At 64.8% G+C, this 23,979-nt stretch carries 28 protein-coding genes and 1 tRNA gene; 11 read left to right on the top strand and 18 right to left on the bottom strand.

The features are described 5' to 3' along the window. Positions 1–110 precede the first annotated feature (110 nt). The 3 genes from ACWYRN_RS09045 to ACWYRN_RS09035 form a co-directional block, all read right to left on the bottom strand. A complete protein-coding gene (locus tag ACWYRN_RS09045) occupies positions 111–1,190 on the bottom strand; it encodes a DUF3466 family protein (protein ID WP_488692077.1) in 1,080 nt (359 codons plus the stop codon). 122 nt (positions 1,191–1,312) lie between these two features. Continuing rightward, the gene (locus tag ACWYRN_RS09040) at positions 1,313–1,756 is read right to left on the bottom strand and encodes an FKBP-type peptidyl-prolyl cis-trans isomerase (protein WP_488692076.1); all 444 of its coding nucleotides are present in this window, start codon (positions 1,754–1,756) and stop codon (positions 1,313–1,315) included. 111 nt (positions 1,757–1,867) lie between these two features. Beyond that, a complete protein-coding gene (locus ACWYRN_RS09035; RefSeq protein ID WP_488692075.1) occupies positions 1,868–3,745 on the bottom strand; it encodes a potassium transporter Kup in 1,878 nt (625 codons plus the stop codon). A 230-nt stretch (positions 3,746–3,975) separates the two neighbouring features. On the opposite strand from ACWYRN_RS09035, the gene rarD reads away from it, so the two are divergent. From rarD to ACWYRN_RS09020, 3 genes are all read left to right on the top strand, one after another. Next, positions 3,976–4,890 (top strand): EamA family transporter RarD, encoded by a 915-nt coding sequence (rarD, locus tag ACWYRN_RS09030; protein ID WP_488692074.1) that lies wholly within the window; start codon positions 3,976–3,978, stop codon positions 4,888–4,890. A gap of 64 nt (positions 4,891–4,954) precedes the next feature. Further along, on the top strand, positions 4,955–6,622 hold the full coding sequence (gene ettA, locus ACWYRN_RS09025) for an energy-dependent translational throttle protein EttA (protein ID WP_229436181.1): 1,668 nt from the start codon (positions 4,955–4,957) through the stop codon (positions 6,620–6,622). A 227-nt stretch (positions 6,623–6,849) separates the two neighbouring features. Further along, a complete protein-coding gene (locus tag ACWYRN_RS09020; RefSeq protein ID WP_488692073.1) occupies positions 6,850–7,398 on the top strand; it encodes an REP-associated tyrosine transposase in 549 nt (182 codons plus the stop codon). Between the two features lie 142 nt (positions 7,399–7,540). Here the strand turns inward: ACWYRN_RS09020 and ACWYRN_RS09015 are convergent, their stop codons facing one another. The 9 genes from ACWYRN_RS09015 to ACWYRN_RS08975 form a co-directional block, all read right to left on the bottom strand. Further along, positions 7,541–8,116 carry a porin family protein gene (locus ACWYRN_RS09015; protein WP_488692072.1) on the bottom strand — a complete coding sequence of 192 codons (576 nt, stop codon included), beginning with the start codon at positions 8,114–8,116 and terminating at the stop codon, positions 7,541–7,543. A gap of 181 nt (positions 8,117–8,297) precedes the next feature. Beyond that, a complete protein-coding gene (locus tag ACWYRN_RS09010; protein WP_488692071.1) occupies positions 8,298–8,894 on the bottom strand; it encodes an alpha-ketoglutarate-dependent dioxygenase AlkB family protein in 597 nt (198 codons plus the stop codon). A 61-nt stretch (positions 8,895–8,955) separates the two neighbouring features. Then, complete coding sequence (locus ACWYRN_RS09005) at positions 8,956–9,318, bottom strand: hypothetical protein (RefSeq protein ID WP_488692070.1); 363 nt, start codon at positions 9,316–9,318, stop codon at positions 8,956–8,958. Between the two features lie 125 nt (positions 9,319–9,443). After that, a complete protein-coding gene (locus tag ACWYRN_RS09000; protein ID WP_488692069.1) occupies positions 9,444–9,821 on the bottom strand; it encodes an MAPEG family protein in 378 nt (125 codons plus the stop codon). A gap of 20 nt (positions 9,822–9,841) precedes the next feature. Next, the gene (locus ACWYRN_RS08995; protein WP_488692068.1) at positions 9,842–10,675 is read right to left on the bottom strand and encodes a Rossmann-like and DUF2520 domain-containing protein; all 834 of its coding nucleotides are present in this window, start codon (positions 10,673–10,675) and stop codon (positions 9,842–9,844) included. Beyond that, positions 10,675–11,256: a DUF924 family protein gene (locus tag ACWYRN_RS08990; protein WP_488692067.1), complete on the bottom strand. Its 582-nt coding sequence runs from the start codon at positions 11,254–11,256 to the stop codon at positions 10,675–10,677. Before ACWYRN_RS08990 ends, ACWYRN_RS08995 begins: the two co-directional genes overlap by 1 nt. Positions 11,257–11,282: 26 nt before the next feature. After that, positions 11,283–12,026, bottom strand: a complete 744-nt coding sequence (locus tag ACWYRN_RS08985) for an MgtC/SapB family protein (protein WP_229436191.1) — start codon at positions 12,024–12,026, stop codon at positions 11,283–11,285. Positions 12,027–12,064: 38 nt separating this feature from the next. Further along, positions 12,065–12,325 (bottom strand): hypothetical protein, encoded by a 261-nt coding sequence (locus ACWYRN_RS08980; RefSeq protein ID WP_488692066.1) that lies wholly within the window; start codon positions 12,323–12,325, stop codon positions 12,065–12,067. After that, complete coding sequence (locus tag ACWYRN_RS08975) at positions 12,325–14,142, bottom strand: aminopeptidase P family protein (protein ID WP_488692065.1); 1,818 nt, start codon at positions 14,140–14,142, stop codon at positions 12,325–12,327. The genes ACWYRN_RS08980 and ACWYRN_RS08975 overlap by 1 nt, the downstream gene beginning before the upstream one ends. A 151-nt stretch (positions 14,143–14,293) precedes the next feature. Here ACWYRN_RS08975 and ACWYRN_RS08970 point away from each other — a divergent pair, with 151 nt between their 5' ends. Both ACWYRN_RS08970 and ACWYRN_RS08965 read left to right on the top strand, forming a co-directional pair. Further along, positions 14,294–14,653, top strand: a complete 360-nt coding sequence (locus ACWYRN_RS08970) for an MmcQ/YjbR family DNA-binding protein (RefSeq protein WP_488692064.1) — start codon at positions 14,294–14,296, stop codon at positions 14,651–14,653. Between the two features lie 86 nt (positions 14,654–14,739). Then, entirely contained in the window at positions 14,740–15,363 is a 624-nt protein-coding gene (locus ACWYRN_RS08965; RefSeq protein ID WP_488692063.1) for a hypoxanthine-guanine phosphoribosyltransferase, read from the top strand. A gap of 219 nt (positions 15,364–15,582) precedes the next feature. Here the strand turns inward: ACWYRN_RS08965 and ACWYRN_RS08960 are convergent, their stop codons facing one another. From ACWYRN_RS08960 to ACWYRN_RS08945, 4 genes are all read right to left on the bottom strand, one after another. Further along, complete coding sequence (locus ACWYRN_RS08960) at positions 15,583–16,545, bottom strand: NAD(P)H-dependent flavin oxidoreductase (RefSeq protein ID WP_488692062.1); 963 nt, start codon at positions 16,543–16,545, stop codon at positions 15,583–15,585. Between the two features lie 85 nt (positions 16,546–16,630). Beyond that, entirely contained in the window at positions 16,631–17,629 is a 999-nt protein-coding gene (locus ACWYRN_RS08955) for an MBL fold metallo-hydrolase (RefSeq protein WP_488692061.1), read from the bottom strand. Continuing rightward, a complete protein-coding gene (locus ACWYRN_RS08950) occupies positions 17,630–17,836 on the bottom strand; it encodes a DUF1289 domain-containing protein (RefSeq protein ID WP_488692060.1) in 207 nt (68 codons plus the stop codon). Further along, on the bottom strand, positions 17,833–18,261 hold the full coding sequence (locus ACWYRN_RS08945) for a thioesterase family protein (RefSeq protein ID WP_488692059.1): 429 nt from the start codon (positions 18,259–18,261) through the stop codon (positions 17,833–17,835). The genes ACWYRN_RS08950 and ACWYRN_RS08945 overlap by 4 nt, the downstream gene beginning before the upstream one ends. A 137-nt stretch (positions 18,262–18,398) precedes the next feature. On the opposite strand from ACWYRN_RS08945, the gene ACWYRN_RS08940 reads away from it, so the two are divergent. Together ACWYRN_RS08940 and ACWYRN_RS08935 are read left to right on the top strand one after the other, a co-directional pair. Then, positions 18,399–18,851, top strand: a complete 453-nt coding sequence (locus ACWYRN_RS08940; RefSeq protein ID WP_488692058.1) for a CopG family transcriptional regulator — start codon at positions 18,399–18,401, stop codon at positions 18,849–18,851. Between the two features lie 19 nt (positions 18,852–18,870). Beyond that, on the top strand, positions 18,871–19,992 hold the full coding sequence (locus tag ACWYRN_RS08935; protein WP_488692057.1) for an extracellular catalytic domain type 1 short-chain-length polyhydroxyalkanoate depolymerase: 1,122 nt from the start codon (positions 18,871–18,873) through the stop codon (positions 19,990–19,992). Between the two features lie 210 nt (positions 19,993–20,202). On the opposite strand, the gene ACWYRN_RS08930 is transcribed toward ACWYRN_RS08935, so the two are convergent. After that, a complete protein-coding gene (locus ACWYRN_RS08930) occupies positions 20,203–20,430 on the bottom strand; it encodes a cysteine-rich CWC family protein (protein WP_488692056.1) in 228 nt (75 codons plus the stop codon). A gap of 170 nt (positions 20,431–20,600) precedes the next feature. Here ACWYRN_RS08930 and argB point away from each other — a divergent pair, with 170 nt between their 5' ends. Together argB and ACWYRN_RS08920 are read left to right on the top strand one after the other, a co-directional pair. After that, positions 20,601–21,530, top strand: coding sequence for an acetylglutamate kinase (argB, locus tag ACWYRN_RS08925; protein WP_229436204.1), 930 nt, complete (start codon positions 20,601–20,603; stop codon positions 21,528–21,530). Positions 21,531–21,590: 60 nt separating this feature from the next. After that, a tRNA-Thr gene (locus ACWYRN_RS08920) sits at positions 21,591–21,665 on the top strand. A gap of 29 nt (positions 21,666–21,694) precedes the next feature. Here the strand turns inward: ACWYRN_RS08920 and ACWYRN_RS08915 are convergent. Then, positions 21,695–22,591, bottom strand: coding sequence for a TraB/GumN family protein (locus ACWYRN_RS08915; RefSeq protein ID WP_488692055.1), 897 nt, complete (start codon positions 22,589–22,591; stop codon positions 21,695–21,697). A gap of 23 nt (positions 22,592–22,614) precedes the next feature. Between ACWYRN_RS08915 and ACWYRN_RS08910 the strand changes: the two genes are divergently transcribed. Continuing rightward, complete coding sequence (locus ACWYRN_RS08910) at positions 22,615–23,367, top strand: pyrimidine 5'-nucleotidase (RefSeq protein WP_488692054.1); 753 nt, start codon at positions 22,615–22,617, stop codon at positions 23,365–23,367. A 26-nt stretch (positions 23,368–23,393) separates the two neighbouring features. Next, positions 23,394–23,972, top strand: a complete 579-nt coding sequence (gene slmA, locus ACWYRN_RS08905) for a nucleoid occlusion factor SlmA (protein WP_488692053.1) — start codon at positions 23,394–23,396, stop codon at positions 23,970–23,972. The last annotated feature ends 7 nt before the right edge of the window (positions 23,973–23,979 follow it).

The following is a 23,979-nucleotide window of genomic DNA, read 5'->3' as shown; positions in this document are numbered from 1 at the left end:
CCTGTTATTCGACATACGCGGGTTTCGACAGGCGAAACCTTGCTTGTATCGTACACAAGACAGGAGCGCGCACGGGACGACGTAGGACGAGGCGCCATGCACTCTGGCAGTCATCGTCTGCGGCGCATGCCACGCCGCAGCCAGGCGCCGCCGAGCAGCAGCCCGGCCAGCATCAGGGCACCCGGCTTCGGCTCGGGCACCGGCGGGATCGGGTCGAGCCGCACCGCGCGGCAATCGCCTTCCTGGGTGCAGGCCGTGGCCGCGATCTGCCCCAGGTCGTTGACGCCCCAGGCGTCGAGGATGGACCACACGCCAGGGCGCTCGACGATGGCGTTCAGGTCGAACATGGCGCCGTCGCGGTAGACGAAGGCGCTGGAAAAATCGATGCCGGGGATATCGTCGGCATAGGTGGAATAGCCGACCACCCAGCCGGCATCGTTCAGGCCGCGCGCCTCGGTAAAGGCGCCGCCAAAGGAACCGATATCCTGCAGCACGCCCCCGGTGTAGAGAAAGGCGTGTAGTGTTTCCTCGTCGATGAAGCTGGTGCCGGCGACTTGCCCGTTGTCGTTGATGCCGGCCGCCCAGCTCGACGGCCCGCCTAGCGTGCCGAGGCTGCGGATGACGCCGTCGCGGTAGAGAAAGGCCTGGAAGGCGCTGAAACCGGCGAGGAAGGACGAGCCGACCACGTCGCCCGCTTCGTTGATGCCGGTGGCGCGTGCCGAATCGGCGCCGAGGTTGCCGATGTCGCGCGCCAGGCCGCCGCTGTAGAGGAAGGCATGGTTTTCGCCGGCTGCATCGACCCAGGTGCCGGCCACCTGGCCGGCGCTGTTGACAGCGGCGCCGCTGCTGGCCACGCCGAGCTGGCCAATGTCGCGGATGCCGCCATCGTAGAGGAAGCTGTGGCTGCTGCCGTCCGGGCGGTCGGCGCCGCCGGTAATCAGGCCGTTGTCGCTGATCCCGAACGCCGCGCTACTGCCCCCGCCCAGCGTGCCGAGGTCGATGACGGCGCCGCCGTCCCAGAGAAAGGCGCGTCCATCGACCTGCCCGACGATGCGCCCGGCATTGTCGATGGCGCCCGGACTGGAATTTTCGGGTCCGAAGACCAGCGCATATGCCGGCTGCGCAAGGGCGCCGGGCATCCAGGCGCAGGCAAGCAGGGGCAGGAGTAGCCGCAGGCAGTAATGAAGCATCGTTTCCTCGTCGGTTCGGGATGGGCCGTGTACAAACGGCCGGGCAGCCCGAGGATGGAGGAAAGCACGTGCATGTCATCTGCGCCAGCGCAGGAGTGCGCGCTGGCGCTCAACCTGGATGCTTACTCGACCTTCAGCAGCTCGACATCGAACACCAGGCCGGTATTCGGCGGAATCGGGCCGCGGCCGTTCTTGCCGTAGGCGAGACTCGCCGGAATGTGCAGGGTGCGCTTGCCGCCGACCTTCATGCCGGGAATGCCCTGGGTCCAGCCGGCGATCACCGAATCGACGCCCAGCGTGAAGGTAATGGTGCTGGTTTCGAACTGGTTGCCCTTGTTCTCGGCCGCCGTGGTGCTGTACAGCCACCCGGTGTACTTGACGGTCAGCTTCTTGCCGTTTGCCGCTTCGGCACCGGTGCCGATCACGGAGTCGATGGTCTTCAGGGCGGTGGGGGCGCTGACGGCTTCCGGCGCGGCATTGCTGCCGCTGCTACCGCCGCCGCCGCAGGCGGTGAGGCTGAAGACGGCTGCGCAGGCAGCGGCCATCAGCGGGAACTTGAATGTCATGGGGTCTACTCCCGGATAAGTGTGCAGATGTTTAAAACAGGAAACGCTGCACCTTAACCGAGGGCGGACCGCCAGAGTGTCCGCTTTTTGTATCGCTTTTGTATGCGTTGGTCAGATCTCCACTTGCGTGCCGAGTTCGATGACCCGGTTGGCCGGAATCTGGTAATAGTCGGCGGCGGCCCGCGCATTGCGCGACATCGCCACGTACAGGTGTTCGCGCCACGGCGCCATGCCGCCGCCCGGCGCCGAGATCACGGTCTGGCGCGCGATGAAGTACGAGGTTTCCATGTTCTCGAACACCAGGCCGAGCGTGCCGCAATGGGCCATGATGGCCGGGATGTCCGGCTCGTCCTTGAAGCCGTAATGCACGTTCAGCTGGAAGCAGTTGTGGCCCAGCTCGACGATCTGCACCTGTTCCACCAGCGACACGAAAGGTTCCTCCCGGATGTGCACGGTCAGGAACACCACGCGCTCGTGCAGCACCTTGTTGTGCAACAGGTTATGCAGCAGCGCATGCGGCACGCCGTCGCTTTCGCCGCGCAGGAAAATCGCCGTGCCCGGCACCCGGGTCGGCGGCGCCACGAACAGCGAATCGAGGAAGGCGTCGAGCGGGATCGCGTGGCGTTCCAGGTTCTCGAACACCAGCTCGCGCCCGCGCTTCCAGGTCAGCATGGCGGTCAGCAGCACCGCCCCCAGCAGCAGCGGGAACCAGCCGCCGTGCAGCAGTTTCAGGGTGCTGGCCGAGAACAGGGCGATGTCCATCAGCATGAAGAAGCCGGTCGCGCCCAGGCACACCCACAGCGGCAAATGCCAGCGGTAACGGGTAACGAAGAAGGTCAGCAGGGTCGTGGCCAGCATGGTGGCGGTGACGGCGATGCCGTAGGCGCCGGCCAGGCGGTCCGAGGAACCGAAACCGATTACGGCGATCAGCACGATGATCAGTTGCAGCCAGTTCACCGCCGGAATATAGATCTGGCCGATCTCGCTTTCCGAGGTGTGCAGGATGCGCATGCGCGGCAGCAGGCCCAGCATGATGGCCTGCTTGGTCATCGAATAGGTGCCGGAAATCGTGGCCTGCGAGGCGATCACCGCCGCCATGGTCGACAGGATCACCAGCGGATACACGCTCCAGGTGCCGAGCTGGTGGAAGAAGGGATTTTCCACGGCGGTCGGGTCGGTGATGAGCAGGCCGCCCTGGCCCAGGTAGTTCAGGGCCAGCGCCGGGAACACGATCATGAACCAGGCCACGCGGATCGGCTTCTTGCCGAAGTGGCCCATATCGGCGTACAGGGCTTCGGCGCCGGTAAGCGCCAGCACCACCGCGCCCAGGGCGACAAAGGCGATGAACTGGTTTTCCATGACGAAGCGCGCCGCGTGCAGCGGGTTCAGCGCTTCCAGGATCACCGGGGCCTTGGCAATGTTGATCACGCCCATGATGGCCAGCGCGGCGAACCAGACGATCATCACCGGACCGAACCAGCGCCCGATGCCGGCGGTGCCGTGGCGCTGCAGGCTGTACAAACCGACCAGCACCACCACCGCCATCGGCACCACGTAGTGCGACAGCGCCGGCGTGGCCACTTCCAGGCCTTCGATGGCGCCGAGCACGGAAATCGCGGGCGTGATCACGCTGTCGCCATAGAACATGGTGGCGCCGAACACGCCGATCACCATCAGCGGATAGTGCCAGCGCGAGGTGCGCGTGACGGAATTCAGGGCCAGGGCCATCAGTGCCATGATCCCGCCCTCGCCGCGGTTGTCGGCGCGCAGCACGAGCGTGACGTATTTCAGCGAGACGATCAGGGTCAGCCCCCAGAAGATCAGGGAGATGATGCCGAGCAGGTTGGGGGTGTTCAGCGCGAGGCCGTGGGTGGGGTCGAAGATGGTCTTGAGGGTGTACAGCGGGCTGGTACCGATATCGCCGTAGACGATGCCAATGGCAGCCAGCGTCGTTGCCGCCAGGCTGCTTTTGTTATTTTGCGACGTCAAGATTGCACCATATTGTTGTTCTGGTGCGGCGCACCATAAAATAACGACAAGGAAATTGCAAGCAGAATCAGGCAGTCCACCGGCCCGCGGCAAAGAGTGTTGCAAGTTTGCCCGAAGAGGCTGGGAACAGTCGCGCGTTAGCCCTGCATCCCCATCAAAACCGGGCCCCTCCGGCAAGCCTTCCCGACTTCGCCGATAATGCTGGACTGGCAACTCTTCTTCCCTATTCCATGCGTACCGGCGTCCTCTCCGCAGCCCTGGCCTTCCTGTGCTGGGGCCTGTTCCCTTTGTATTTCCACGCCGTGCGCGAAGTGCCGTCGATGCAGATCCTGGCGCACCGCATGCTATGGTCGCTTGCCTTTTTGCTGGTGGTGCTGGCACTGCGCCGGCAATGGGCCTGGTTGAATCAGGTGCGCCAGCCGCGCGTGTTCGGCAGTTTCGTCGCCTCGGCATTTTTACTGAGCGCGAACTGGCTGCTGTATATCTGGGCCGTGAACAATGGCCATGTGATCGAGGCCAGCCTCGGCTACTTTATCAATCCCCTGGTGAACATCATGTTCGGCTACCTGCTCCTGAAGGAACGCCTGCGCCGCGTGCAGTGGATCGCGATCGGCATCGCCGCCCTGGGCGTGGCCTGGCTGACCTGGCAATCGGGTTCGGTGCCCTGGATCGCCCTGTGCCTGGCGGCCTCGTTCGGCGCCTACGGCCTGCTGCGCAAGACGGCCGCGCTCGGCGCGCTGGAAGGCTTGTCGTTCGAGACCATGGTGCTGTTCCCGATCGCGGCGATCTACGTCGGCTGGCTGACGCTGCATGGCGAAAACGCCTTCCTGACGACCACGTCCGACACCACGCGCTGGCTGCTGATCGCTTCCGGTCCGATCACGGCGATCCCGCTGCTGCTGTTCGCCAGCGGCGCGCGCCAGATTCCGCTGTCCATCCTCGGCCTGCTGCAATACCTGGCGCCGACCATCCAGTTCCTGCTCGGCGTGCTGCTGTTCAAGGAAGCGTTCACGGCCGACCGCCTGGTGGGCTTCGCGTTGATCTGGGCGGCGCTGGGGCTGTTCGCCGGCGAGGGATTGCTGCAACGTGGGAGAAGCACGGCCCAGCCTGTGTCCGGCCCGGCAGCGGCGAAAGAATCACGATAAAGGCTGTCTGTCGGACCGCTTCTATCGTATCCTGTGCACCTTGATTTCATAACAGTTACTAAAGATGGCAAATTACGTCTACACCATGAACCGCGTGGGCAAAATCGTCCCGCCGAAACGTCAGATCCTGAAAGACATTTCGCTGTCGTTCTTCCCAGGCGCAAAGATCGGCGTGCTGGGCCTGAACGGCTCCGGTAAATCGACCCTGCTGAAGATCATGGCCGGCATCGACACCGACATCCAGGGCGAAGCACGTCCGATGCCGGGCCTGAACATCGGCTACCTGCCGCAGGAACCCCAGCTCGATCCGGAAAAAACCGTGCGCCAGGAAGTCGAATCCGGCCTGGGCGAAGCCTTCGAGGCGCAAGCCAAGCTGGAAGCCGTGTACGCCGCCTATGCCGAGGAAGACGCCGACTTCGACGCCCTCGCCAAGGAACAGGAGCGCCTGGAATCGATCATCGCCGCAGCCGACGGCGGCAACCTGAACCTGCAGATGGAAATGGCCGCCGACGCGCTGCGCCTGCCGCCATGGGATGCCAAGATCGGCGTGCTGTCGGGTGGCGAAAAGCGCCGCGTGGCGCTGTGCAAGCTGCTGCTCTCCAAGCCCGACATGCTGCTGCTCGACGAACCGACCAACCACCTGGACGCCGAATCGGTCGAGTGGCTGGAGCAATTCCTGCTGCGCTTCCCGGGCACCGTGGTCGGCATCACCCACGACCGCTACTTCCTCGACAACGCCGCCGAATGGATCCTGGAACTGGACCGCGGTTCGGGCATTCCATGGAAGGGCAATTACTCGTCCTGGCTGGACCAGAAACAGGCGCGCCTGAAGCAGGAAGAAGCGACCGAATCGGCACGCCAGAAAGCCCTGCAGAAGGAACTCGAATGGTCGCGCCAGAATCCAAAGGCGCGCCAGGCCAAGTCGAAGGCCCGCCTGGCCCGCTTCAACGAGCTGAGCGAATACGAATACCAGAAGCGCAACGAGACCCAGGAGATTTTTATCCCTGTGGCCGAGCGCCTGGGCAACGAAGTCATCGAGTTCAAGAACGTCTCGAAGGCCTTTGGCGACCGCCTGCTGCTCGACAACGTCTCGTTCACCGTGCCGCCGGGCGCGATCGTGGGCATCATCGGCCCGAACGGCGCCGGTAAGTCGACCCTGTTCAAGATGATCGCCGGTCGCGAACAGCCGGACAGCGGCGAAGTCGTGATCGGCAAGACCGCCAAGGTCTCGCTGGTCGACCAGCACCGCGACGACCTGGCCAACAACAAGACCGTGTTCGAAGACGTCACCGGCGGCGCCGACATGCTGAGCGTCGGCCGCTTCGAGATGCCGTCGCGCGCTTATCTCGGCCGTTTCAACTTCAAGGGTTCGGACCAGCAGAAAGTGGTGGGCAACCTGTCGGGTGGTGAACGCGGCCGCCTGCACCTGGCCAAGACCCTGCTGCAAGGCGGCAACGTCCTGCTGCTGGACGAACCGTCGAACGACCTGGACGTGGAAACCCTGCGCGCGCTGGAAGACGCCCTGCTCGAATTCGCCGGCAGCGTGATGGTCATTTCCCACGATCGCTGGTTCCTCGACCGTATCGCAACCCACATCCTGGCCTTCGAAGGCAATTCCCAGGTTACCTTCTTCGACGGTAACTACCAGGAATACGAAGCCGACAAGAAGAAACGCCTGGGTGAAGAAGGGGCCAAGCCGAAGCGTATTCGCTACAAGCCGCTGACGACCTGATCGTCCGCCGACATCGCCAGGAACCCCAGCCGCCGCAAGGCCGCTGGGGTTTTTCATGTTTGCGCGTGCTTTTCTTTTACGCGCGGAAATGGATCGCGGTCGAAAAAATTCCGTGTGTAGAATCGCCCATTGATGAGGATTCTGGCCCCGCGCCATTTTGCGCCGATCGACCTGGCGACCACCTGCGATTGGCCCGCTTATTGGCCCCCCTTATTGGCCCCCTATCCATGACAGACTACCGCGACAACCGGGTCCCCGGCGGGACCTTCTTCTTCACGGTTCGCCTGCTGGACCGTGGCAGCTCCCTGCTGACGGACCATATCTCGGCTTTCGGTGACGCCATCCGCCAGGCACGCGTGCGCAAACCCTTCCACGTCGATGCCTGGGTCGTGCTACCCGACCATGCGCATGCCATGTGGACCCTGCCGCCAGGCGACCACGACTGTTCCAGCCGCTGGCGGGCAGTGAAAATCGCGTTTTCGAAGGCGCTGCGCAAGTCGCTGGTAACAAACTCTCCCGATGGCGCGATCTGGGAACGCCAGTACCAGCAGTTCCGGGTGCAGGACGAGACCCAGTATGCGGCACTGATCGATTACATGCACACCAATCCGATGCGCCATGGCCTGTGCGAGAAGCTAGCCGACTGGCCGTGGTCGTCCCTGCACCGCTTCATGTCATCGGGTTTCGCGGAGCCGGACCCGGCCGTGCTGCCGCCCTGGGTGCGCAGTTTCGTGCATCCCGGCGCCGGTCCCCTGCAGTTCGGGGCGCCGGGTTAACAGAACCCTCGGGTGGGCCGGGCCGCGCAAGGCATGGATTAAGGTTGAGGCAGCGGGCCGGGTTGAACGCCCGGCACCAATAGAAAAGGGCCCCACAGGGCCCTTTCACACACTCTCGGAACAAGCAATCAGAAGCTATTGCTTAGAAGGTGTACTTGGCGCCGATGGTCACGACGTCCGGCTTCGGACCGAAATCCTGTTTCTTGCCGAAGCGTTCGTATTCGGCGATCAGCGCGACCTGCTGGTTCACGTTGTACTGCATGCCCAGCGCACCGTAGGCGCCGTTGTCGCTGACTTTGCGGTTCAGGCCGGCGGTAGCCGATTCCATTTCAGCCTTGGTGTGGGTCACGCCCAGCTTGCCGTAGACAGAGAACTTGTCGTTCAGGGCCTTGGTGGCCTTGCCGGCGATGTAGGCATTGTAGCCGTCGGCTTCGGTACGGGCGTTCGCGCCGTTAAGCGTGTAGTTGGCGCCAGCCTTGCGGAAGTCGGTGTAGCCGGCTTCGACGCCGAAGTTCTCGGTCAGCTCGGCGCCGCCGAAGATCTTGCCCGAGAAGCGGTAGCCATCGGTGTCGTTGATGGTGGCGCCTGGAACATAGTATTCACGGTCGGCACCCGACACGCCGACGCCGACGTAAGGGCGTGGGGTGATGGTGGTCTGGGCCTGGGCGGCGGTGATGGTAGCGGCGCCTGCGATCAGTGCAAAAATCAGCTTTTTCATTGCGAATCCTTTTCACGTATTAGTCTGGTTCGCCATTCATCTTGAATCGCGATGAGTCCAAGATAGCACTGGTCAAAAGGATAAGGCAGTGTGAATCCCGTAAGAACTGTAATCAAATGTAACATAACTGACCAATGGTTCAGTTATTTTTGATGACAAAATGACGCCTGAAGCCGTCAGATTAGACGACGTACCTGAAGGTTAAATTCAGGCGCGCTCCTATGGCGCGTGCCGATTTATTGATGCCGTGAAGCCAGTTGCTCTGCAGCTTTCCACTCATCAATAACAAGCTGCCATCGTGCAGGTCGAGCTTGACTGTCCGTTTGTTGCGTTTATGCCGCAAAACAAAGCTGCGTGTGGCGCCATAGCTGAGCGAAGCGATGCTCGGCTCCGGCCCCAGTTCCGGTTCGTCGTCGCTATGCATGCCCATGCTGTCGCGTTCGTTGCGGTAATAGTTCAGCAGCACGCTGTTGAAGCGCACACCGCAGGCCGTTTCGACGGCTGCGCGGATTTCGGCCAGCAAGGGCGTCCAAGGCAGCGGGTCGAGGCGCAGGCCGGAATAGGTATAGCTGGCGTCGCCATACCAGGCAGTCAGGCGCGGCTGCAGGTGGCGCTGTCCGAACAGGACGATGCTGTCCTGGCGCCAGGGAGTTTCGGCCAGCAGGCGCGACAGTATCTCGTCATTGGAATACGGAAGCGGCAGGCGCGCCATCAGCGCTAGCGCACCGTCTTCGATGGGAATGGATGTGAGCGTGCCGGGCGAGTCGAATAAATCCATGCAGCACTTTATCCGATCCTGACGCAGGTTGGTGGGTTCGAGAACCCACCACAAAACAAGCTCAGGAATACGCCTCTGCCATCGTCATCACCCGCGGCGTAACGGCAATGCCGACATTCCCGAACAGAACGTCGATGGCGGCCAGGTTGGCGCTGCACTCCTCGGCCTTCCAGCCCTTGAAGAGGTCGGTGCCGTCTTTTTCGAAGTGCAGGTCGAGCACGTGGCCGCTGTCGCGGTGCGTATAGCGCTTCTGGTAGGTGCCCTTGAAGCCGAGCTCGGTCAATGCGGCCAGCACCGAATGTGGCGGATTGTCGGGATCGGTGGCCAGGAAGACGCCATAGGTTTTTCCTGGCGGCTTGGCGGCGATGTCGACTTCGTAGATCCCCGGTGCCTTGGTCGTTGCGGTACTCTTCAAGAACAACATGCTGCCTCCTGCGTCGAAGCCGGCCCGGGCGCGACGCGCACCAGTCACCGTGTATTGACGGAATCAGGCAGCAAGCTTATTGTCGTTTGACCGCTTTGTCGATGCATTGGAGCAATAAACTTGCCCTACTGCATCAATAACCCAACACTTGCGCCGGCCACCAGGGCGCCGCAGGCGAGCATGCCGAGGATGAAGCCGAGTTCGCGCTTGGCCGGGTCGCGGTAGTAGCCGAGCGCATACAGCACGCGCGCGCAGCACCACAGCATGCCGCCAGCCGCCGCCCAGGTATCGCCCAGGTACCAGGCGCACAGCCACATCGGCACCAGCACGAGCGGCAACTGCTCGAGGGTATTCATTTGCACGCGCTGGCGGCTCTGGAAGGCTTCCGGCCCCTCCATCGAGGGCGCCGGCACCTTGTAGCGCACGCGCGCCGCGCCGGCCACCACGCCGGTCCAGAAATACACGCCCAACGCGGCCAGCGTGGCCCAGGCACTCAAGTACATTCGTTTTCCTTGTGGTTGATTCAGGGTTGGCCGCGCCGCTTGCGTTCGGCCAAAGCGGTCGTGGCCTCGACCAGCGCGTCGTACAGCCGTCCGGTCGGCGCATCCCAGTTCGATACCGCCGCCTGCTGGCGCGCAACGGTGGCCAGGTCGCCGCGCGCCACCGGGCCGCTCAGGGCCACGGCCGGGCCCAGCCTGAACACGTTGGCCAGGCTCTCGCTTGCCAGCGGCTGCGCCAGTTCGCGCGCCACCTGCTCCGGCACACCGGCCGCCACATAGGCACGCAGGGCGGCATCGAGCACCGTCACCAGGTAGTTCGAGGCGAACACGGAGGCGGCGTGGTAGACGGTCTTGGCGGCGGCGTCGATCGGGACGAGGCGCGCGCCGATGGCTTCGAAGGCGGGCGTGAGCAGGGCCAGCGCCGCGGCATCGCCCTCGACGCCGCACCAGGTGCCGGCAAACGCGCGCGCCACGCCCTCGGGATCGGCAAAGCTGCGCACCGGGTGCACGCTGGCGACGAGTGCGCCGGCATCGATGGCGGCCTGCAGTTCACCGGATGACTTGGCGCCGCTGCAGTGGAAGACCACGGCGTCCTTCAGCAGGCCGGCTTCGGCCAGCGCGGCGCAAGTGGGTGCGATCGCATCGTCGCCCACGGCCAGCATCCAGGCCCTGGCCGGACGCAGGTCGGCAAGGTCGGCCAGTGCACGGCCGGCGCCGATGAAGGCCACCGCTTCCTGCGCACTGTCCAGCGAGCGGGTCAGCACGTCCTGCACATCAAAGGCCCCGTGCGCGGCAAACAGGCGGCCGAGCGTGCGCCCGACGTGGCCGGCGCCGACGATGTTCAGCGTTACCGGCATCAGAAACCGGCGCCGGGCTGGCCCAGGTACTGCAGTTCGTCGGGCGTGGAAGCGCGGCCAAGGATCGGGTTACGGTGCGGGAAGCGGCCGAAGCGCGCGATCACGCCACGGTGGCGGTGCGCATAGTCGAGCATCTCGCCGAAGCCTTCGTGCTCGCCCGCCAGCTGGGTGAACAGATCGACCGCGCACTGCTGCATGCGCGCGTCCTCGGCATGCTCGAAAGGCATGTAGACGAAGGAACGTCTTTGCGGGTCCAGCGTGCGGTCGGCGCCACTGTCGACCAGCTGCCGGGCGGCGGCCAGCGCCAGCGCGTCGCCGGCAAAGGCGCCGGGGGTGTCGCGGTGGGCGTTGCGGGTGAACTGGTCGAGCACCAGGATGCGCGCCAGCGTGCCTTCGGCGCCGTGGTCGATGTCCCACTCGCGCAGGCCGCCGGCCACCGCCTGGGCGATCAGGGCACCGAAGCGCTCGCGGATCGCGGTGTCGAAAGCGGCGTCCTTGCGAAACCATTCCGGGCGCGCCTTGCCGTAGCCGGCGTCGCTGCGCGGCAGGAACCAGAAATCGAGTACGTCTTGATGGGTCATGTCGTGTATCCCGTGTGTTTTTTTTATCAGTTACGTGCGTGCGAGAGCTGGAAGCCCTCCACGCCTTCGAAGGCGGCCAGTTCGGCCGCCAGTTCGGTGAGGGTGGCGCGGTTGTGGCTGGACAGGGCCAGCGCCACGAAGCGCCACTCCTGGCGGCCGTTACTGCTGGCAATCGTCAGCGAGCTGCCGGCGATCTGGTAGCCGCGCTCGAGCGCCGCTTCGCGCAGCGCCTCCTCCTTCGGCAGGAAGTGCTCGCGAAAGCGCAGCATCACGGCCACCGCGCGGCGCGAGGGCAGCACCGCTTCCACCCGGTTCAGGTAGATCATGATCATGGCCGAGAAAAAGGCCAGGCCCATCGCCGACAAATAAAAGCCGACGCCGACCAGGATGCCGATCACCGACGAACTCCAGATCGAGGCGGCGGTGGTCAGGCCGCTAATGGTGAAGCCTTCGCGCATGATCACGCCGGCGCCGAGGAAGCCGATGCCGGTGACCACGCCCTGCATCACGCGGGTCGGGTCGACCGGCGCAATCGCCCCGGTGCCGCCGCCGTACCAGAACTCGGGGTAGCCGCTGACGATGGTCAGCGCCGCCGAGGCCATGCACACCAGGCCATAGGTACGCATGCCGGCCGCGCGGCCGTGGTACGAACGCTCGTAGCCGACCAGCAGGCCGAGCAGCAGCGCGCCGGCCAGGTGCAGCAGGATCACGCCATTGGTGGCGATCTCGGAAGGCGACCAGTAGGTCGCGATCAGTTCGGACGTCGTCATGACGGTCTTTCGCTAGGCTGCGCGGGCAGCTCAGGACTTCAAGGTTTCTTCTTGACTAGCTGCTTCTCGAAGGCGAGGTCGTTCTTGGTCATGCGCTTGACCTCCTGCGGTCCCAGGCCGTTGACGAAGGCGACGAAGTCGTCGAGTTCCAGCGGCGCGCACAGCGGCGGCGCACCGGGCGTCTCGGACAGGAAGAAGGAACCGTCGGCGGTGCGGGCCATCGAGTAGCCGGTGTGGCCGGTGCGGCGTTTCAGGCGCTCGACGGCGGCGCTGGCGCGGGTGGAACGGGCGGAGGCCATCAGATCGCCTCCGTGCGCAGTTCCAGCCACGCGCGTGCGGCGCCGTCGACGTGCGGCAGCAGGCGCGCGCGCACTTCGGCGTGGTAGCCGTTCAGCCATTCCTTCTCGTGCGGCTGCAGCAGCGCCAGGTCGATGCAGCGGGTATCGATCGGGCACAGGGTCAGGGTTTCGAAGCGCAGGAACTCGCCGAACTCGCCGCTGGCGGCGGGTACCGCCAGCACCAGGTTCTCGATGCGGATGCCCCAGCGGCCCGGCTTGTAGATGCCCGGCTCGTTCGAGGTGATCATGCCCGGCTCGATGGCCGTGTGCGGGTCGGGCGGCGCCGACGGCGAAATCACCTGCGGGCCTTCGTGCACGTTCATGAAGTAGCCGACGCCGTGGCCGGTGCCGTGGCCGTAGTCCACGCCGGCGGCCCAGATCGGCGCACGCGCGATGGCGTCGAGCATCGGGCCGCGGGTGCCGCGCGGGAACTGGACCATCGACAGCGCCATCATCCCTTTCAGGACCAGGGTGAAGTCGCGCCTGTGGTCCGCGGTGATGTTCCCGACCGGGACCACGCGCGTGATGTCGGTGGTGCCGCCCAGGTACTGGCCGCCGGAGTCGATCAAGAGCAGGCCGTCGCCTTCGATCACCGCATGCGCGGAAGGCGTGGCGCGGTAGTGCATGATGGCGCCGTTGGCGTTGAAGCCGGCGATCGTGCCAAAGCTCGGGCTGACAAAACCAGGGCGGCGCGCACGTGCGGCCGTGATCTGCTCATCGATGGTGAGTTCCGTGATCGGTGCGCGGTCGGCATCGTCCAGGGTCGCTTCCAGCCAGGAGAAAAATTCGCACAGGGCGGCGCCGTCCTGCTCCATGGTGGCGCGCACGTGGGCGGCTTCCGCTTCGGTCTTGCGCGACTTGGCAAAGGTGGTCGGGTTGATCGCCTCGACCACGCGCACCGAAGCCGGCACGGCGGCGCGCATGCCGGCGGTGATGCGGCGCGGGTCGACCAGCAAGGTGCTGTTTTCCGGCAGCGCGGCCAGGGCGGCGGCGGCTTCGTCATACGAGGCCAGGCGCACGCCGTCTTCCAGCAGGCGCGCGCGCAGCGCATCGGATACCTTGCCTTCGGCCACGAACAGGGTCGCGCCCTCGCGTTCGACCAGCGCGTGCGCCACGAACACCGGGTTGAAGCTGACGTCCGAGCCGCGCAGGTTGAACAGGTAGCCGATGTCGTCCAGGGTCGAGAGGAAGTGGCGCTCGGCGCCCAGCTTGTCCATCTCGGCGCGGGTGGCGGCCAGCTTGTCGGCGCGCGACACCGTGGCATGCGGGGCCGCGTGCTCGTACAGCGCGTCAGCAGGCAGGCCAGGACGGTCGCTCCAGATCTCGTCCAGCAAATCGATGTCGGTACGCAGGGTGACGCCGCGCGCCTTGAGGGCGTCGCCGAGCAGGCGCGCCACGGCCAGGCCGAGCACGCGCGCGTCCACCGCCACCGTCTGGCCAGGCTGCATGTTGGCGGCCAGCCAGTCGATGTGCAGCAGGCTCGCGCCCGACGGGATCTTCATCAGCCTGATCTCGCTGCCGGCCAGTTCGGTCTCGGCTTGCGTGTAGTAGCGGCCATCGGTCCAGACGCCGGCGAAGTCCGCCGTGGCGATGAAGGTGCCGACCGAGCCGGTGAAGCTGGACAGCCATTCGCGCCCTTGCCAGCGGCGCGGCAGGTATTCGGACAGGTGGGGATCGCTCGACGGCACGATGCAGGCGTCGATACCGTGGCGCGCCATGGCGGCGCGCAGCTGGGCCAGGCGTGCGTCGCGCTGGACATGGAAGTCAGAGGTGGACATGGCTTGCTGGGATGTTATTCAAGCCACGTATGATACGCCGCAAACAAGGACAATGGCGCAGACGAATCTTGCGCTGAAACATCAAAACGATCCAGCCGGTTCTCCGCCGCGCTAAACTGGGCGGATAAACCGATAACAGGGAGACGATGACATGGATTTCGAAGCCGCCAAGGCGCTCTGCCGCAGCTTTCCCGGCGTCACCGAAGACATCAAATGGGGCGAGGACCTGGTGTTCTCGGTCGGCGAAAAAATGTTTGCCGTGACGGGCAACGCGGCGCCGGCCCAGGCCATGAGCTTCAAGGCCGAGGACGAGCGCTTTTTGGAACTGACCGACCGCCCCGGTATCATCCCGGCGCCCTACCTGGCGCGCGCGAAATGGGTGCGGGTGGATGCCAGCGCCGACCTCGGCGACGAGGAAGCGGCCGCGCTGCTGCGCCGTGCCTACGAACTCGTGTTTGCGAAGCTGACCAAGAAACTGCAGCGCGACATCACCGAGGCAGCGGCATCCTGACGGCCGCGCCAACCGAACTTCGCCGGCGCGGCAATTGCCGCATAATGCCCTGGTAAATATTGAGTAAATTAATCACCGGAACGACCATGCAAGACTATCACCACGCCCGTGCCCGCGCCCTGCTTGCCAATGCGCGCCAGATCGTCAGTCCTGAAGAAGTGCAGGCCGCCGTGCGGCAAGTGGCCGACGTGCTCAACGCGCGCTTCGGCGCACCGGACAACAGCAGTTTCCCCTTGGTGCTGGGCGTGATGGGCGGCGCCGTCGTCTTCACCGGCACCCTGCTGCCACAGCTCGATTTCCCGCTCGAATTCGACTACATCCACGTCAGCCGCTATGGCGACGACGACCGCGGCGGCCAGGTGGTGTGGAAGGTGATCCCGCGCCAGGACGTGGCGGGCAAGACCATCGTCGTGGTCGACGACATCCTCGACGAGGGCGAGACCCTGGCGCATGTGAAGCAGCGCCTGCTCGACATGGGCGCGGCCGAGGTCATCGTGACTGTCTTCGCGGACAAGAACATCGGCCGCGCCAAGCCAATCCAGGCGGATATCGTCGGCCTGACGCTGCCGAACGAATTCGTGGTCGGCTTCGGGATGGACGTGTATGGCTACTGGCGCAATTTGCCGGGACTGTGGTCGATCAACGTGGCGGATTTGAGCGTGGAACCGGAACCGGCGTTTCCGGTGCCGGATGCGAAGCCCAGCGCCTGATCACCCGGCGAACGCAATCGTACGGTGGGCACCCTGTGCCCACGCGAATGGCGGCATCATGTTGGCGTTGTTGAGGCCGCGTGGCATGCATGTTGATACCGTGTGCCCGGGCAAACCACAACGTTCGAATGAAGCCAACACAGCATCACCATCCGCGTGGGCACGGAGTGCCCACCGTACGGGACTCAAGTCAACGCAAAGAATGCCGCTTGCGGCCTCTTAACGCAGGCTGAGGCGCGCACGTGCCGCCTCGTACTCGCGCTTCAGGCGCTCGACCATCTCGGCGGTGGTCGGCACGTCATCCATCAGGCCCACGCCCTGCCCTGCGCCCCAGATGTCGCGCCAGGCCTTGGCCTTCGAGGCGCCGTCGCCAAAGCTCATCTTGCTCTTGTCCGATTCCGGCAGCGCGTCCGGGTCCAGGCCGGCGTTCACGATCGATTTCTTCAGGTAGTTGCCGTGCACGCCGGTGAACAGGTTGGTGTAGACCACGTCGGCCGCGCTCGATTCCACGATGGCGTCGCGGTAGTCGTCGCTGACGTTCGATTCCTGGGTCGCCAGCCAGCGCGAGCCGATGTAGGCGAAGTCGGCGCCCATGGCCTGGGCCGCGAGGATGGCGTCGCCGGTGGCGATCGAGCCGGACAGCGCGATCGGGCCATTGAAGAACTTGCGCACTTCACCGACCAGGGCGAACGGCGACAGCGCGCCCGCATGGCCGCCGGCGCCGGCCGCCACCAGGATCAGGCCATCGACGCCCGCTTCCAGCGCCTTGTGCGCGTGGCGGATCGAGACCACGTCGTGCAGCACGATGCCACCGTAGCTGTGGACGGCGTCCAGCATCTCCTTCGGCGGCGCGCGCAGCGAGGAGATGATGATCGGCACCTGGTGCTTGACGCAGACTTCGACGTCGTGCTCGAGGCGCGCGTTCGAGGCGTGCACGATCTGGTTGACGGCGATCGGGCCGACGATGGCGCTGGGATTGGCTGCCTTGTACTCGGCCAGCTCGCGCTGCAGGTCGGTCAGCCAGGTGTCGAGCAGTTCGGCCGGGCGCGCGTTCAGCGCCGGGAAGGAACCGACGATGCCGGCCTTGCACTGGGCGGCAACCAGGGCCGGACCGCTGGCAATGAACATCGGCGAGGCGATGACGGGAAGGGACAGGTTTTGCAGTACGGTAGGCAGCGACATGGGCAGCTCTCGGCTAAGTTGATCGGACCAGCTGGTCGATTATAGTGTGATAAAAGCACGGTCGTGCTAGATTTCTGGCTCTAATTCAATTGTCGACGAGCCAGGGGCCGTCGATGCAGGCAGCGTTGGCGCGGACCAGGGCGGTGCTGGCCCAGGTGGCGAGGGCGTGATAGGGATCGTGTTCGACGTTCGAACGTTCGTTGGACGCGTGGACGGCAGAGCCGTCCACCCTACCCTGAGATGTAGGGTGGACGGGTTCCCCGTCCACGCGTCCAACCAGCCTTGACGCAGCCGCGACAACCGGGATCGACGCCAGCAACAAAGGTAACTCAGCCAACGCAATCCGCTGCCGCTCCAGCAACAGGAACTTCACCAGCACCTTCACCGCATTCTCGGCATTCCGGCGCGGGTCCGCCGACAGATAATCCAGCCGCGAATACGCCCGCGCCAGCGCGCCGGGCACGTCATCGAACACCCGCCCATGCCCCGGCACCACCACGCGCGCGTCCAGCGTGGCGATCAGGTCCAGCGTCGCCCGCGTCTCGTCGAAGCCGGGCTCCCCTGCCAACTCGGGAAAAATCACGCCGAAGCCGTTCTCCCACAGCGCATCCCCCGCGATCAGCACGCCCTCGTCCGCGCAAAACAGCAGCAGCGCATGTGGATCGTGCCCCGGCGCGCCCAGCACCTGCCAGCGCAGGCCGCCCAGCTCCAATTCATCACCGGGAGTCAGCACCGCATCGAAACCGAAACGCGGACATTGCTGTCCGGTTGCGCGGTAGCTCAGCGCCTCCTCGTCCCAGGCGGCGACCCTGGCGCTTTCCGCCGCCGGAATCGCGGTGCGGCAGCCATACGCCGCCTGCAGCGCCGCGTTGCCGCCGCAGTGGTCCGAATGCAGGTGGGTATTCATCAGGCGGTCCAGCGCACGGCCGCCGAGCGCATGGCGCACCAGCGCCAGCGTCTGCGGCGCATGCGTGACGTAACCGCTGTCGACCAGCGCGGTTTCTTCGCCAGTAAACAGGATATTGTTGGCCGACAGCCAGCCGCGTTCGAACACCTGCATGGAGTCGGGCAGGCGCGCGATCATTCAGCCGAAGTCCAGTTCCGATTCACGGCGGCGGATTTCCTTCCACACGGCGCGCTTGTAGTCGTCGTCGGCCTTGCTCCAGGCGATGATCTCGTCGATGGTGCGCATGCAGCCCTGGCACAGGCCGGTCTGCTTGTCCATCTGGCACAGGCTGATGCAGGGCGACGGCACCGGCGTCTGCCGCTCGGGTGGCAACAGGCCGCTCATGCGGACGCTCCTGCGATCTTGCGCGCCACGCGGGCATTGAAGCGTTGCGGATCGATCACACAGCGTTCGTGCGTGCCTTCGCAGATGCGTTCGAGATCGTCCCAGGCCTCGACCCTGAAGCGCACACGCTGGCCCTCGACCTCGAGGACCTCGCCGCGGATGGTGAGGGTCATGCCGGGCGGCGTCGGCGCCAAGTGCCGGAAATCCACCATCGTGCCCAGGCTCTGCTCGTTCGGCCAGTCGAGGTAGGGCAGCATGCCGTTCACGCAGGCGAGCTCCATCATGCCGACCAGGTAGCCGGTGGCCAGCACATCGGGCATGTCGCGGCAAAAGGCGGTGTCGTGGTAAAGCGCGGGCACGGTGGCGCGCGGCGGGACGGTATAGCGCCATTCGAAGCGCAGGCCGGGTTGCAATTCTGGACTCATGGCGGAAGAGATTACCCGATTCAATCGGATTGTGCTTGACCTTCGGGTCGATCGGCGTAGACTTCCCATCCAATCACCATCCAGTTGGATGGTAAACAGATGGTATTCGATACAAGCAGTGAAAGGCAGGTGTAAGGATGCGCAGCGACATTGTCAGCAACGAAGCGTTGAAAAGCGAGCTGAAAAACGAGCCGAAGCCGAAGATCGCGGACTCGGAAAAGATCACGATCAACCTGGGCATGATCGACCTGGGCCAGATCGATTTGCTGGTCAGCGAGGGCTTCTACAGCAACCGCACTGACCTCATCCGCACCGCGATCCGGAACCAGCTCGCCACGCATGCAGACGTGGTGCGGCAGACCGTAGCGCGGCGCAGCCTGGTGCTGGGCATGCACCACTATTCGCGCGCCGACCTGGAAGCGGCGCAGGCGGCGGGCGTGCGCCTGCAGATCCAGGTGCTGGGCATGGCCAGCATCGCCAGCGACGTGCCGGTGGAACTGGCGCTGGCCACCATCGAATCGATTTCGGTACTTGGGGCACTCCACGCAAGCAACACATTGAAAGCCGCACTGGCGGAGCGTATCCGCTAGGCGCACGAAAGGAAGCCACATGAAACTGAATAACAAACTATTCGCGCAAATGCGTGCGGCCACTCGAAAGATGATGCACAAGCATCCGGTCGACACCGGCAAGGTCATCGAAGACGCGCTGAAAAATGCATCGGCCATGACCCAGGCCGCCCAGCAGCAGATGCGCAATCTGTCGCAGCTGCAGCCCGGCGCCGGGTTGCCGGGTGCGGGCAAGACCGGGATGCAGGACATGCTTGCTGAACTGAGCCGCGGCCTGGGTGGGAGTATGGGTGCGGGCATGGGCGCCGCCAACGAAGCCGCCCCTGCCCTGCCCGGCAGCTTCAGCGAAGGCAGCCACACGAATGCGGCCGGCACCCGCAGCTACAAGCTCTACGTGCCGAGTACCTACACCGGCGCGCCGGCGCCGCTGGTGGTGATGCTGCACGGCTGCACCCAGGACCCCGACGACTTCGCGCGCGGCACCCGCATGAACGTATTGGCCGAGGAAACCGGCTGCCTGGTGGTGTATCCGGCGCAGTCGCGCCAGGCCAATCCCTCGCGCTGCTGGAACTGGTTCAACAACGTCGACCAGCAGCGCGGCCAGGGCGAACCCTCGATCATCGCCGGCATCACGCGCCAGGTGATGCAGGAATACGCGGTCGATTCGAAGCAGGTGTACGTGGCCGGGCTGTCGGCCGGCGGCGCAATGGCCACCATCATGGGTACGCTGTATCCCGAGCTGTATGCGGCGGTGGGCGTGCACTCGGGCCTGCCCTTCGCCTCGGCGCACGACCTGCCGTCGGCGCTGGCGGCGATGAAGGGCGACTTCCAGCGCCGCCACCAAGCCGGCAAGCCGATCCCGATCATCGTCTTCCACGGCGACCAGGACAAGACCGTGCACCCGGCAAACGGCGACCAGTTGATGGTGCATGCGCGTGACAACACCGATGCCATGGCGGTCGAACCCGGTCACGTGCCGGATGGGCACGCGTTCACCCGCACCACGCACAAGCGCGCCGACGGCAAGGTGCATGCCGAACACTGGGTGATCCATGGGGCCGGGCACGCCTGGTCGGGCGGCAGCGCGCATGGCAGCTATACCGATGGCAAGGGGCCGGATGCGAGCAGGGAGATGCTGCGGTTCTTTACGACGCAGCGGTGACGGGCGGCGGAGCGGGCATTTCTACTTTGCCGGCGCCGGTGAGCGGACATTTCAACTTTGCTGGTACGGGGTCGTAGGGTGGGCACTTGTGCCCACGCGGTGCCACGGTTGAAGCTCGAAAAACATGGGCTTGCCATCATATGCTGCCGTATCGACTTTCAACTGCCGTACCGCGTGGGCACAAGTGCCCACCCTACAACGGCAACCCCATCAATCGGTATGTTTGGTGCGCGAGCGTTCCGCGATATGCGCCTTCAGACAGGCCGGGCACCAGCACGCCGTCTCGGCGGCCACGCCGGTGCCGCTCGCGGGCACAGCGGCCGTCGCCACGTTCGGTACCGGCACCACCGGCGGCAATTGCGTGCACCAGCACGGGCCGTCGCCGCCATCGGCCATGGCGCAGCCGAAGGCGGCGCCGCAGCGGCTGCAGAGGCTCATCGCGCTGCCTCGCGACAGGGTTCCTGTGTCATGTGTAATATCGTCCAAGCATTCATCGGCGGCCATCCTCGGTGGGTTACACAATAAAATACAACAAGATCGCCATATAATGCCTGCAGGGGTGGGCGTGTTGCCTGTAAAATCTCCGCCACTTTTATTCCGGACTCTCCATGAACGCTCAGTTGACCAGCCTGAAGACCGAGGACCAATCGAGTGACCTGACTGCGGTCTCGCCGCAGATCAAGGCACAGATCCTGGCCGAGGCCCTTCCTTACATCCGCAATTTCCACGGCAAGACCATCGTCATCAAATACGGTGGCAACGCGATGACCGACGAGCGCCTGAAGCACGGCTTCGCGCGCGACGTCATCCTGCTGAAACTGGTGGGCATGAACCCGGTCGTGGTGCACGGCGGCGGTCCGCAGATCGACAACGCGCTGAAGAAAATCGGCAAGCAGGGCACCTTCGTGCAAGGCATGCGCATCACCGACGAAGAAACCATGGAAGTGGTGGAGTGGGTGCTGGGCGGCGAAGTGCAGCAGGACATCGTCATGCTGATCAACCACTACGGCGGCCAGGCAGTCGGCCTGACCGGCAAGGACGGCGGCCTGATCCGCGCACGGCGCATGGCCATGCCGGACAAGGAAAAACCGGGCGAATTCCTCGACATCGGTTTCGTCGGCGAGATCGAAGCCATCAACCCGGCCGTCGTGAAAGCGCTGCAGGACGACGCCTTCATCCCGATCATTTCGCCGATCGGTTTCGGCCAGGACGGCCAGGCCTACAACATCAATGCCGACGTCGTCGCCGGCAAGATCGCGGAAATCCTGAAAGCCGAAAAGCTGATCATGATGACCAACATCGCCGGCGTGCAGGACAAGTCGGGCAACCTGGTCACCGATTTGTCGGCGCGCGAGATCGACGAGATGTTCGCGGACGGGACGATTTCCGGCGGCATGCTGCCGAAAATCTCGTCGGCGCTGGACGCCGCCAAGTCGGGCGTGAACACCGTGCACATCATCGATGGCCGCATCGAGCACTCTTTGTTGCTGGAAGTCTTGACCGAACAGGCTTTTGGCACTATGATCCGGTCGCACTAAGATTTTCGACGGCAGCAATTGTCGTTACGGCGGGTTCGCCCGCCGCAATCTTATCTACCAGCCCTTGTAGCTCAGTGGTAGAGCACTCCCTTGGTAAGGGAGAGGCCACGTGTTCAATCCACGTCAAGGGCACCACTCTCTTCAGCAGTACCCTCCCCCGTTTTTCAGTACACCCGCTCCACCTTCATCCCGCGTTCGCGCAGCAGCTCCGGCACGCCACGCTTGCCCAGCAAATGCAGCAGGCCCACCGCCGCCACCGCATTGTTCTCGCGCTGGATCATCGCGGCCAGCTTGTCGGCCATCGGCCCGTTGCGCTCGTCGAGCACCACTTCGCGCGTAAATTTGGCGACAAGGCTGTCGTCGGTCTCGATGCGTTTGGCGATGCGGTCCAGCGCCGCCTGGTCGGCACGCTCGTAGGCATCGAACAGTTCGCGCGCCTCGCGCAGCTGCTGGCCCGAGGCCATGTGCTCCAGCGTTTCTTCCAGCATCTTCCATTGCATGTCGATCGGCAGGCGGTCCAGCAGCGCCGCCTGGAACTGCAGCGTTTCCAGTTCCACGATCGGGGTCCTGCCGCGCACCTGGCCGGCCAGGTGCGCGTCCACGCCAAGCGCCGGGTCGACGCCGAGCTTGGCCAGGTCGGTGATCGCCAGCAGCGTGGTCAGCATCCAGGGTTTCAGCTGCACCACCGCGGCCGGATCGATGCCCTGCGCCTTCAGCGCGGTTTCGATGCGGGCGCGGCGTTCCGGCGCCAGGGCGCCATAACCGGGGCTGCCGGCCGTGAACAGGCCATGCTGCATGAAGGCGGCCGCCGCTGCCTGCGGATCGCGCGTCGCATCGACTTCCAGCGCCAGCGTGGGCGCGGCCGCCACGGCGTCGCGGATGCGCGGCTCGAGCGGGTAATAGGCGGGTTTGCCGGCGTGGATGGTGCCGTACAGGTAAAGCGTGTGCTCCTTGTCGCTGACCTTGAACAGCGCGCCGCGCTCGGCGGCCATCGCCTGGAACGCCAGCAAAAACAGGCCCAGGAACAGGCTGCGGAACACCACTATAATCGGACCTTGCATTCTTTATCTCCTTGTTAAAAATCTTGCCAAATATTAAGCCTTCTTCGCTCGTCTGGCTGTTTGATCTTGACAACACCCTGCATGACGCTTCGCATGCCATCTTCCCGGCGATCAGCGCCAACATGAACCTGTACATCGCGCGCGTGCTGAGCAACGGCGGCGTGAACGAGGTCACGCAGGCCCAGGTCGATGCCGCCCGACTCGGCTACTGGAAGCGCTACGGCGCCACCCTGCTCGGCATGATGCGCCACCACGACGTGCGCGCCGCCGACTTCCTGCGCGAGACCCACGACATCGGCGACCTGCGCGCGATGATGCGCGCCGAGACCGGCCTCGGGCGCCTGCTGCAGCGCCTGCCGGGCCGCAAGATCCTGCTCACGAATGCGCCGCTCGACTATTCGACCCAGGTGATGCGCCACCTGAACCTGGGCCGCCACTTCGCCCGCCACATCGCCATCGAACAGATGCACGTGCACCGCCAGCTGCGCCCCAAGCCCTCGAAGCTGATGCTGCAGCGGGTCTTGCGGCGCCACGGCGTGGCCGCGCGCGACTGCGTGCTGGTCGAGGACACGCTGGCCAACCTGAAAAGCGCCAGGCAGCTCGGCCTGCGCACGGTATGGGTCACCGGCTACCTGCGCCGCATCGAACGCAGCACGCTGGCCAATGCCAGGCCGCGGCGGCTGATTCGCCCCACGTACGTCGATGTCAAAGTAAAATCCGTGCGCCAGCTGCCGAAGCGCCTGGACCAACTGCGCCAGCCACGCCGGCCGCGCTGATTCATCCACCTCTACCCTGGGAACCAATGGCAAGTACCAAGCCGGGCCAGCGCAAGCTGCAAATCCTCCAGGCCCTGGCCGCGATGCTCGAGCATCCCAAGGGCGAGAAGATCACCACCGCCGCACTGGCGGCGCGCCTGTCCGTATCGGAAGCGGCGCTGTACCGGCACTTCGCCAGCAAGGCCCAGATGTTCGAGGGGCTGATCGACTTCATCGAGACCAGCGTGTTCGGCGTCATCAACCAGATCGTCGAGAACGAAGAGCGCGGCGTCGACCAGGCCCATGCGATCCTGCAGATGCTGCTGTCGTTCGCCGCGAACAATCCCGGCATGACGCGCGTGCTGATCGGCGACGCCCTGGTGAACGAGGACGAGCGCCTGCAGCTGCGCATGAACGCCTTCTACGACCGCGTCGAACTGGCCTGCAAGGGCGCGCTGCGCCTCGCGGTGACGCAGGGCCATGGCAGCGAGCCTGAAGTGGCCGCGCGCGCCAGCCTGCTGGTGAGCTACGTCACCGGGCGTTGGCACCGCTATGCCAAGAGCGGCTTCCGCCAGCACCCGTCGGACGGCAGCGGCGTACAATTGTCGCTCCTGCTGGCAGCCTGACGCATTC

The organism is Massilia sp. BAP21 (assembly GCF_057801335.1).
This window is presented reverse-complemented; position numbering and strand designations above follow the sequence as displayed.